General features: G+C 54.4%; 9 protein-coding genes. 2 read left to right on the top strand and 7 right to left on the bottom strand.

All coding sequences use genetic code 11. The annotated features are described in order from the left end of the window. Nucleotides 1–40: 40 nt before the first annotated feature. On the top strand, nucleotides 41–1,765 hold the full coding sequence (locus tag WBJ47_RS15005) for an N-acyl-D-amino-acid deacylase family protein (protein ID WP_422243220.1): 1,725 nt from the start codon (nucleotides 41–43) through the stop codon (nucleotides 1,763–1,765). Between the two features lie 60 nt (nucleotides 1,766–1,825). On the opposite strand, the gene WBJ47_RS15000 is transcribed toward WBJ47_RS15005, so the two are convergent. From WBJ47_RS15000 to WBJ47_RS14975, 6 genes are all read right to left on the bottom strand, one after another. After that, the gene (locus WBJ47_RS15000) at nucleotides 1,826–2,638 is read right to left on the bottom strand and encodes a 2-keto-4-pentenoate hydratase (protein ID WP_422243219.1); all 813 of its coding nucleotides are present in this window, start codon (nucleotides 2,636–2,638) and stop codon (nucleotides 1,826–1,828) included. Nucleotides 2,639–2,644: 6 nt separating this feature from the next. Beyond that, nucleotides 2,645–2,914 carry a hypothetical protein gene (locus WBJ47_RS14995; protein WP_422243218.1) on the bottom strand — a complete coding sequence of 90 codons (270 nt, stop codon included), beginning with the start codon at nucleotides 2,912–2,914 and terminating at the stop codon, nucleotides 2,645–2,647. Nucleotides 2,915–2,951: 37 nt separating this feature from the next. After that, entirely contained in the window at nucleotides 2,952–5,228 is a 2,277-nt protein-coding gene (locus WBJ47_RS14990) for a xanthine dehydrogenase family protein molybdopterin-binding subunit (RefSeq protein WP_422243217.1), read from the bottom strand. Nucleotides 5,229–5,230: 2 nt separating this feature from the next. After that, entirely contained in the window at nucleotides 5,231–5,707 is a 477-nt protein-coding gene (locus WBJ47_RS14985; RefSeq protein ID WP_290241310.1) for a (2Fe-2S)-binding protein, read from the bottom strand. A 3-nt stretch (nucleotides 5,708–5,710) separates the two neighbouring features. Continuing rightward, a complete protein-coding gene (locus WBJ47_RS14980) occupies nucleotides 5,711–6,622 on the bottom strand; it encodes an FAD binding domain-containing protein (RefSeq protein ID WP_422243216.1) in 912 nt (303 codons plus the stop codon). Between the two features lie 167 nt (nucleotides 6,623–6,789). After that, nucleotides 6,790–7,803: a Bug family tripartite tricarboxylate transporter substrate binding protein gene (locus WBJ47_RS14975; RefSeq protein ID WP_422243215.1), complete on the bottom strand. Its 1,014-nt coding sequence runs from the start codon at nucleotides 7,801–7,803 to the stop codon at nucleotides 6,790–6,792. 95 nt (nucleotides 7,804–7,898) lie between these two features. Here WBJ47_RS14975 and WBJ47_RS14970 point away from each other — a divergent pair, with 95 nt between their 5' ends. Further along, entirely contained in the window at nucleotides 7,899–9,443 is a 1,545-nt protein-coding gene (locus WBJ47_RS14970) for a class I adenylate-forming enzyme family protein (RefSeq protein WP_422243214.1), read from the top strand. 4 nt (nucleotides 9,444–9,447) lie between these two features. On the opposite strand, the gene WBJ47_RS14965 is transcribed toward WBJ47_RS14970, so the two are convergent. Next, nucleotides 9,448–10,974 carry a M81 family metallopeptidase gene (locus tag WBJ47_RS14965; protein ID WP_422243213.1) on the bottom strand — a complete coding sequence of 509 codons (1,527 nt, stop codon included), beginning with the start codon at nucleotides 10,972–10,974 and terminating at the stop codon, nucleotides 9,448–9,450. Nucleotides 10,975–10,980: the final 6 nt, after the last annotated feature.

Genomic DNA, 10,980 nt, shown 5'->3' with positions numbered 1-10,980 from the left:
ACAACTGAGACTTGTCTCATCACACTTCTTACATCTTCTCATGGCACACACAGGCTCTCTCATTATTCGTCACGGCACCATCGTCGATGGCACTGGCGGCAAGCCGTTCGTCGGTGACATCAAAATCGTGGATGGTCTGATCGCAGAGGTCGGTCAGGTCACGGGCAGCGCCGACCGAGAAATTGATGCCAAGGGCATGCTAGTGACGCCTGGTTTTGTCGATATTCACACCCATTATGATGGACAGGTGACTTGGAGCAACAACGTTGCCTCCTCTTCGCAGCTTGGTGTGACGACTGTTGTGATGGGAAACTGTGGCGTGGGCTTCGCGCCCTGTAAACAAGAACATCGCGACATCACCATGAAACTCATGGAAGGCGTTGAGGACATTCCTGGCGTGGTGCTGGATGAAGGCCTGCCTTGGAACTGGAGTACGTTTCCAGAATATCTTGATGCATTAGAAGCACGCGAATTTGATATTGATGTGGCGACACAAATCGGCCATGCGCCGCTGCGCATCAACGTCATGGGAGATCGAGGCGCCAAGCGCGAACCCTCGACTGAAGAAGATCGATCCAAGATGGCTGCTCTCGCAGTCGAAGCCATCAAAGCCGGGGCCCTGGGTTTCTCCACCTCACGCACCATTTTGCATCGCAGTAGTGATGGTAGTCCGACACCCTCCTTGGGCGCGGCCGAAGGTGAACTGACTGCCATCGCAAAAGGTCTCGGCGAGGCAGGTCTTGGCGTGCTTCAACTTGTGACTGACTTTGATGATGTCGACGAAGAGTTCGCCATGTTGCGCCGAATTGTCGAGACCTCGGGTCGTCCCCTTTCACTCACGCTGCTGCAACACGAACACTTGCCAGATCGCTGGCGTCGCGTGATGGAGCATATGCATGCGGCCACCGATGCGGGCTTGAAAATGAAAGCACAAGTCGGCGCACGTCCGGTCGCTTTGATTCTGAGCTTTGCGTTATCACTTTGCCCTTTTACGCAACTCCCGAGCTTTGAAGCCTTGCGCAGTCTGAGCCCAGAGGAGCGCCTGAAAAAACTACGCGATCCAGAAATCCGCGCCAAGATTTTGTCCGAAGAACACGGCGAAGCGATGTACAAGCGCCGCGTAGCGAACTTTGACAACCTCTACCCACTCGGTGACCCACCAGACTACGAGCCCAAGCCTGAGGACAGCATCGCAGCGCGTGCGGAACGTGCTGGTGTAGATCCCACCGCCTTCGCGTATGACTATTTGCTGGAAAACGATGGCACGGCAATGCTTTATCGCCCGCTCTATAACTACGCGGATCGCGACCACGAAGTGTTACGTGAAATGCTGATGGATCGCGACACCGTGCCCGGTCTGAGTGATGGCGGCGCACACTATGGTTTTATCTGCGACGCGAGCTTCCCGACCTATCTGCTGACACATTGGGCACGTGATCGCAGCCGCGGCGAGAGAATTCCGCTTGAGCTCTTGGTCAAATGGCAGACGCAGGACACGGCTGCAACGGTTGGACTCAATGATCGTGGTGTCTTGCGGCCCGGTTACAAAGCGGACGTCAATATTATTGACTTTGAGGGGCTGAAACTCCATGCACCCAAAATCGTTTATGACTTACCCGCTGGTGGCAGACGCTTGGGTCAAGCCGCTGAGGGCTATCGCGCCACCATCGTCTCAGGCGTCGTGACCTATCAGAATGGCACACACACAGGCAAACTTCCAGGCAAGCTGATCAGAGGCGCACAAAAAGCGCCTGTTGCGGCTTAAATAAAAAAGACCTCGAGCATTCAGCTTGAGGTCTTTATCGAGCCGAACCTCTTATCGGCCCTAGGCTCTGAAGCGTGCGTGAACTTGACCAAACGCGCCAAAATCCGCGGTCATCGCATCACCTGCCGCAACGGGAACTGGCACTACGCAAGTACCCGTCATCACCACCTCGCCGGCCTTGAGTTGTTGTCCCTGCGACAACAACTCATTGGCAAGCCACGTCAGCCCTATCCTTGGGTCACCTAAAACATTAGCACCGGATCCTGTCGCGACAATTTCGTTGTTTCGACGGACAGTCACGGCATGTTGGCTCAAGTCCGTATTACGCCACTCATCAGGTGCGCGAGGACCTAACACCACGTTGCAAGCACAGGCAAAATCAGCAATAAGTTGTGCTTCTCCTGCACCCACAAAATCAACATAACGAGAATTAGGAACCTCGATCGCAATGTGCAAGCCAGCAACACAGTCCATCACTTGCGCCATCGTGAGTGACGCATCTTGGCGATCTACTCCCGCAGCAAGCTCACGACCCACATCCCGTCCCATCAGAAAGGCGAATTCAGCCTCGATCACGCACATATAATTTCGCTCGAGAGATAACTCGCTGTTATCGGCCAAACATCGGCTCGCGGACAAGCGTCCAGCCAACGGTCCACTTACGCCAATATGCTGCTGACCAGCAACACTGGTCGCTGCGATTTTCCAGCCCAGCGCGGGCTCACCTGTTGCCTCAAATAAGGCGTATTGAATCTGATAGCCCTCTGTGCGGCTCGTCGGACGACACTGAGGCGCCAAGCCATCGAGACGCGCGTGCGCTTTCCAGGCAGGTAGCAGTTGGGCCACAGCCTGATTGATTTTTTCTACATTCATGGGGAATTAACCGCCCTCGATACGAGGTATGAAAAACACTTCGGCATCCGCAGGAATAATCTGCGTGTAAACCACTTCGTGGATGACGCCATTGACGGCCAGGGAAGTTTCCTCTTCAAGGTGCTCACCCAGCCCAGGATATAAACGATCCATGGCGCTAATCACACCACGGACCGTTCGTGCTTCGATCTCAAACTCGCGTATGCCGTCGGTATAGCGCCGACTAAAACCGCCGGTCAACATGACCCGGACGGTTTGAGGCGCTACTGCTTGCATGTCGGTTTGCACGTGAGCCTACGCGTGAGTCTTTGACTTAGCCTGCATCAATTGCAGCCAATACTTTCGGCGGCGACATCGGCAACTCAGTCAAACGCTTGCCCGTTGCACGCTGAATCGCATTCGCGATTGCCGCCATGGGGGGCACGATATTGGCCTCGCCCACACCTTTCACTCCATAGGGGTGGTTCGGATTAGGCACTTCAACCAAAATCGCCTCGATCATCGGCAGGTCTGACGCAACGGGAATACGGTAGTCAAGGAAGCCTGCATTCGACAGACGGCCCTGCTTGTCGTAAATGTATTCTTCGTTGAGCGCCCAACCAATACCCTGCACCACGCCACCATGAATCTGACCTTCGCAATACTTGGGATGAATGGCGCGACCGACGTCTTGTGCGGCAACAAAGCGCAGGATCTTGACTGCACCTGTTTCGGGATCGACTTCGACATCGCAAAACTGTGTCGAAAAGCCTGGCGCCTGACCGCCCGCGTTGACAGCCGCTTCGGTCACGATTGGTCCACCTGTCACGGCACGCTTGGCTGCGATGGCCTTGAGTGACAGAGGCTCAAACTCGCCCACGCTCTTGTCAGCAGGCTTGGCAAAACCGTCCTCCCAGACAACGCCTTTAACATCGACATCCCACATGATCGAGGCACGCAAACGCAGTTGCTCAATAATCTTGTTGCAGGCTTCGACGACAGCCAGACCCGTTGCGTAAGTCACGCGGGAACCACCTGTGACATGGTTATACCCAATCGAAGCGGTATCGGCTACGGTTGAGCGCACAGACGCATAAGGCACGCCAAGCGTCTCAGCAGCCATCAACGCCATCGAGGCACGCGAACCACCTACGTCCATACTGCCTGTGGCTAACACGACGGTGCCATCTTCGTTGATGTGGATCGACGCGGTCGACTCGCCACCACCGTTGAACCAGAAACCAGAGGCCACACCGCGCCCCTGGTTTTTGCCAAGGGGTTTGTTGTATTCGGGGTGATCGAGCAAAGCCTGGATCGTTTCAGCATAGCCATCATGCGAATGCTTAGGACCATAAGGTGTAGGCGAACCTGCTTTGACTGCATTTTTCAGTCGCAGCTTTAAAGGATCCATACCAATTTTTTGAGCCAAGATATCCAGCACGCTTTCCACGCCAAATGCAGAAATCGGTGAACCTGGCGCACGATAGGCGGCAGATTTTGGACGATTGCTGACAACATCAAAGCCGACGGTACGAACGTTAGGAATGATGTAGGGCGCAAAAGCGCACATCGCCGCATTCATCACAGGAGAGCCGGGGAAGGCACCCGCCTGGAGCTTGAACACGCCATCGGCTGCGACGATCGTGCCGTCTTTTTTGACGCCAATCTTGACAGTCATCGATCCACCAGAGGTCGGACCTGTCGCTTTGAAGACATCTTCGCGGCTCATCATGATCTTGACTGGGTGACCGGTCTTGCGTGATAGGGCCACAGCGATAGGCTCGACATAGACCACAGTCTTGCCACCGAAACCGCCACCAATCTCGGCAGGGTGAACCACCAAGTTACCGATCTCCATGCCCAACAGCTTGGCTGTGTAAGCACGCACCACAAAGTGACCTTGGCTGGCCGACCACAACTCACATTGACCATCGGCTCCGTAGCGGGCCAAGCATGAGTGCGGCTCAATGTAGCCTTGGTGCACGGCGGCCGTTTTGAAGCTCATCTCAACGATTTCATCGGCAGCGGCAAAGCCTGCGTCCAAATCACCCACTTTGAACTCAAGACGCTTAGTGATGTTCGAGGGTTTGGTCGGTGCGGGTTCGACACCACGTGTGATCATGTCTTCGAACAGCACAGGCGCATCAGGCTGCATGGCCTCATCCACATCGATGACGTGAGGCAAGACTTCATAGTCAACTTCGATCAGGGCGATCGCTTCAGCGGCAATCGCTGCAGTGGTTGCCGCAACAGCGGCAATCGCATGACCTTCATATAAAGCTTTCTCACGCGCCAAAATGTTACGCGTCATGTGCCAGTAGTTCACTGCAACGCGCTCGGGTCCGATGTAATCGAAGGGCTGATTAGGCAGATCCGCTGAAGTCAGAACGGCCTTGACGCCAGGCAGTGCCTCGGCCTTTGAAGTGTTGATCGAACGGATGCGTGCATGGGCGTGCGGTGAGCGTAGGATCTTGGCCCACAACATGCCTGGCAAGGAATAGTCCGCGCCGTACTGAGCCATTCCGGTGACTTTTGGCACACCATCGGGACGGATGGGGCTCGTACCCACGGATTTAAATGTCTGTTCGGTTTTTTTAGTGTTTGTCAGCATGATTAGGCTCCCCGCAATTCGCGCGCGGCATCCAGCACCGCTTCGATGATTTTGTTGTAGCCCGTGCAACGGCACAGATTACCGGCGAGCCAGAAGCGGACTTCTTCTTCAGTTGGATCGGGATTGCGCTCGAGCAAGGAGCGTGCTGCGACCAAAAATCCAGGTGTACAAATGCCGCATTGCAAGGCAGCATGCTCCAAAAACTTTTGCTGCAAGACATGCAGATGCTCACCGTTGGCCATGCCTTCGATCGTCTGAATGGACTTGCCTTGCGCCTCGACACCCAGGACTAAACAGGAGCAGACCAGGCGACCATCTAGTGTCACGCTGCAAGCGCCACAGTCACCTGTGCCACAACCTTCTTTGGTACCTGTCATATTCAGGTCATTGCGCAGCACATCGAGCAGCGATTGATTGGTGGCGCACAAAAACTCAACTGGATCACCGTTAATGACGGTTGTTACGTGTTGCTTTGACATTGCTTAATTCCCCTTCGCTCTGCTCAGTGCTTTCTCTGCCGCACGGCGAGCCAGTACACCTGCTAATTTGATACGGAACACCTTGGTGCCACGCTTGTCGTCAATTGGACGGGCTGCAGCGCTTGCTGCTGCAGCTAATTTCGTGAGTGCCGCTTCATCGACCTTGGTACCGATCAAGGCTGCTGCAGCCTCTGGTACCAATAAAGCGCGCTCTGCCACAGCACCGAGGCTGACACGCGCGTCTGTACAAGTACCACTTGCGTCGAGGGTTAAATTCAATCCAACACCCACTACCGCAATATCCATTTCTGAGCGTGGCGTAAAGCGCAAATACGCATCACCCGAACGAGGCGCACGCTTGGGCAGGAAAAACGAAACAATAAACTCGCCCTTGGTGAGGGACGTTTTTCCAGGAGAAACAGGAATCTCCTCGACGGGAACTTCACGACGTCCATTCGGGCCGACCACGCGGGCGATGGCACCAGCTGCAATCATCGCAGGCACAGTGTCGGCGGCGGGAGAGGCATTGCACAAGTTACCAGCAACCGTTGCACGGCCACGCACTTGCACAGAGCCCACAAGGTTGGCGCCATCAATCACACCAGGCCATGTCGCTGCGAACGCCTTGTTTTCAAGAAGCTGCATGCAGGAAACAGCAGCTCCAAAACGATAACCGCCGTCTTCAACGGCGATCGTATTCATCTCGGCAATCCCTTTGACGTCGAGGACCAACTCTGGTTTCACGTTGCCATTACGCATGTGAATCATCAGGTCGGTTCCGCCGGATAACACCTTGGCCAAACCTTGGGTGCCTGCTAGCAACGCGGCCGCCGCCTCGGCTGTTTTGGGCTGTTCAAAACGCATTTCACTCATCTCGCTTCCCCGGTCATTTGTCTGAACCTTTTTTTCAATCATTTGGTGGTCCATTCTATTCTATTCAAGGTGACTTTTGTCAAAGCACTTACCCTGAGAACAGACTTGATAATTCTTATCCAAACACTGCATGCGGGCACTAAAAAAAACCCCACCTTAAAACCAAGGCGGGGCATTTACCCAAAATAAATCAATCCGGATATTAATTATCAGGTCGGATCGATTTTAATGTTGTTTTTCTTAATCACATCGGTGAACTGGACACGTGTGCTTTCAAGATAGGCCAAGAAGTCAGAACCCTCTCTGAACTGGGGCTCTAATCCGCTTCGCTCAAACACATCGCGCGATTCTTTCGTTGCCATAATCTCGCGCATTGCTTTTTCCAGAGTGACCACTACATTTTTTGGCATCCCTGCCGGACCCATCAAACCAATCCACGCACCCAAATTGAAGCCGGGTATATTGGCAGCGGTCGCAATCGCGGGCACGCCAGGCGCCACGATGCTGCCTTTCTCAAGAGAAACACCCAGCGCTTTCAGACGACCATCGCGCACAAATGGCATTGTTGCAGCCGCTGTCTCAAGGCAGTAATCGACACGACCCGCCAACACATCAGACAATGCGGGGGAAGAACCCTTATATGGGACGTGGACAGCGTTGAGACCTAATGCTGCGTTAAAGGCTTCAGCAACCAAATGCGCAGTTGCACCAGTTCCAGAGGAAGCAAACGTATATTTGCCAGGATTTGCCTTGACCAAAGCGATGAATTCTTTGATGTCCTTAACAGGGAACTTGGGGTTAACCACTAGAACATAAGGCGACAAACCGGCCATTGCGATCGGTGTGAAATCTTTTTGCGCGTCATAGGCTGTTTTTTGAAGAAGCGGTGCAACGGAAAGCGGGCCGCTCGAGCCTGCTAGCAAGGTGTAGCCATCAGGTGCCGACTTCGCCACACTATCTGTACCGATCATGCCACCTGCACCGGCTTTGTTATCGGCGATCACGGTTTGACCTAGTAACTTGGTCATGCCCACTGCAATTGCACGGCCCGCTAAATCAGTTGCCTGTCCAGGAGGCCATGGAATCACGATCTTGATCGGCTTATTTGGATAAGCTGCTTGCGACAAGGCGGCAGGAGACCAGCCTAAGGCACCGCCCACCAATGAGACACCTGCAACGCCCAACAGCGAGCGGCGTGTGCGGTTATGTTCGTTATTTTTCATACCAACCCCTTTAGACAAATAGATTAACAATTTCGGATAGTAACCTTGGGTATATTGTGAACACAATCAAAACATCACTGACAACACAGACATCCATGAACAGTCACGCCAGCATGCCCATTTCGTGGTCTAACAGCTTACAAACACTTGCCAAAAGATTTGGCGACGATCTCGCTGCGATTGACGGACAGCACCAAACCCTCTCGTATAACGCACTGAATATCCGCGCGCACGCTTTGGCTAAAGACTTGCTCGCGCAAGGCCTTCAACCCGGCGACCCTGTTGCCACACTCATGCCCAATAGCGTGGATGCTGTCTGGGTGTCTTATGGTGTGCGGTTGGCGGGAGCCTGTGAAACACCCTTAAGCTGGAGCTATACCCAAGACGAAATCGAGTGGTGTGCGCAAATCGCTCAATTCAAACAGGTCATCTCTCTACAGAGCCGTAAAGAAGGCATCTCTGCGCTGGGGTTATCTTTTATCGATGCAGCGACAACCTCTCAGACAGCGACAGCTTCCCTGCCAAGCCAGCTTCCTGCCGTGAAGAGCGACACCTCCGGAAGAATTCTCTTTACCTCCGGCACGACAGGCAAGCCCAAGGGCGTGCTCTATACACATGGTGCGCGCTGGCAAGGCGAACAGTTACTCAAAGCCTCCCTGCCCTTTGTGCCCGAGCGTGGTGCGCGCATCTTGCTGATGACGCCCTTTGTGCATGGCTCTTCACTTTTGACCTTTGCTTGGCTGGATCATGGTGGCACGATCGTGCTGCACGATGGGGTCCAAATAGATCGAATCGAGCCTTTGCTTGAGAGCCAGTCACTCGCCGCGATTTTTGCACCACCCACTGTCTTGGCAAAAATCACTGGTGCCTTGGCACCCAAACAATTTCCTTCTGTCCGATGTGTTTTCACTGGCACGCAACCCCTAACGCCTGCTCTCTATCAGCGCGCCCATGCGATGTTCGGCGCAAAAGTACGGATTACGTTCGGCAAGTCAGAATGTGTCAATCCCATTACGATTCTGGATCGTGATGACACGCATGCCTACTTCAACCAACCTGATGTGCCACCGGGCGCCTGTGTGGGCTGGCCGGCGACTGGCGTTGAAATCAAAATCGAAGCGCCGACTTCAGAGGATGAGCCACACGGCGAGGTCTGGTTGCGCTCTCCGCACATGTCGGCTGGCCTCATTGATGCGAATGGATTCAGACCGCACCTGCCTGAGGGTTGGCACAACACAGGGGATCTCGGTTACGTAGATGCTGCAGGCAGAGTGATTTTGACTGGACGCGTCGCCGATGTGATAAAGACGGGTGGCTATCGTGTCAATCCGGACGAGATTGAGGCTGACCTCGCCTCGAATCCTCTGTGTGGACAGATTTGTGTCACCTCGCTGGCGTCGGACTACTGGGGAGAGATCATCATCGCCGTTGGAGAAGGCACACAAGCAGGTTGGCAGGAGGCATGCGAGCAACTCGTGGCAGGCATGTCAAAACATAAACGCCCTCGCCTCTATGTGGCCGTCTCGACGCTCCCGCGTAATCCACAAGGTAAGATCAGTCGCCGCCAAGTCAGTCGAATGGTGCTCGAGACCCATACGCTCGCAGATGGTCCCTACCCGTCAATCACTGCCATGCGCTAGTCAATCAAGCCCAGGCAGGCTCCGTCCACGTGGCGTCCTGATCAATCGGAAATACCGGCCTGGGCAAGCGTTTGAAGTCCACGTTTTTAAGATTCGGCGTTGTCAATCCGGGACTGTCGACGTCAAAAATCTGTGACTCAGGAAAAAACTCGTCAAAGCCGGCTCTGTAATGACCTCGACTCTTGACGATGAGTATCCTGACCGTTGCGATATCAATCCCGTGCATTTCAAGCATGGCGGGATCGCAGAGTTGTCGGCGCAAGCTTCCCACCACTACGCGCGTCCCTGTGTCGACCAATTCAATCAGTGCAGAAGGTCCCAACGAAAACTTTTTCCCGCGCAAAATGCCACGGCGACCCAAGCCCTCTCCGTCAGTGAGCTTGAGCACGCGTGCGCGACCCGTAAACCGCTTGGAAAACTGACTCTCCGTTGCATTGAACACCGCATCAAACTCACGCCCTTCGCCCGCCTGATGGGCCTGTTGCGCAAGCGCAGGATCAATAAAAACACCCAATAACACACCGGGAATCTTGGCGGCATTAAAGGCTGCCAGCAGCCAAGATGTATTGCCGCGGCCCCCACCGCCTGGATTGTCTGCGACATCCGCAAACAAAAGCGGTACGGTGGTCTGTTGAGCTTTTTCTATTGCTTCGGGAATCTCCAGCATGTCCGGCACATAACGCGCACGATCTGCCCACGCGGCGCGGGCGAGCTTGAGCGCGCAACGTTGCGCCGCGGCCAAATCGCCGCGCGAGGTCACACAGATCGTAATGCCACATTTTGGCAAGTCAGAAAAAACAAAGCCAGCCGACACAGACACATTGGCAATCGGCCCTTCGGTGGGCGTTTGCATCATCGCTGTGCCCATCTTGACAAGATCCGCATAGGGACCGCGCGCAGTCAGCAAGGTCACAGAAGGTGGCGTGATCGGCATCCGGATAAATGCCTTTTGTGTTTTCATCCCACTCAACATTTCCACTAATAGATCCGCCGCTTCTGCTGCGCGTTCGCGTTGATCCACGTGTGGGTTGGTGCGGTAGCTGATCAGCGCGTCCAGGGCATCGACGGTGCGCTCAGAGACATTGCAATGCAAATCATGTGTCGCGATCACAGGCACGTCAGGACCAACGATCCGGCGAATCAAGCTCATCATGTCGCCCTCAGTGTCGTCGAGATGCTCGGCACTCGAGGCACCATGATTCGATACGTATACGGCATCCACTGGCATTGCAGCACGCAGACTTTTCTCGAGTTTTTCCATGAACTCGGTCCATACTGCTTGGACGACAGGCCCCCCGGGCGGGGCACCAATGACAATGGTGGGCACCGGTGTCCAAGCGCCTTTTTCATCCATGCGCGCATAAAACCCTGTCACCTCTGCGGGCAAATTACTGGTCTGACGAGCGAGTTCGGTAATGATGGCGCCCTCATGCCAACAAGACTTTTCAAAGTCCTCTCTCGTAGAAACTGGCGAAAAGCTATTCGCCTCCAGTGCAAAGCCAGTAATGGCAACCTTGGGGTTCTTTTTCATCTTTAG

Source organism: Zwartia sp., from assembly GCF_049655405.1.
Lineage (GTDB): Bacteria > Pseudomonadota > Gammaproteobacteria > Burkholderiales > Burkholderiaceae_B > Zwartia.
The sequence above is the reverse complement of the archived record's forward strand: the minus strand, read 5'-3'. Positions and strand labels throughout refer to the sequence as shown.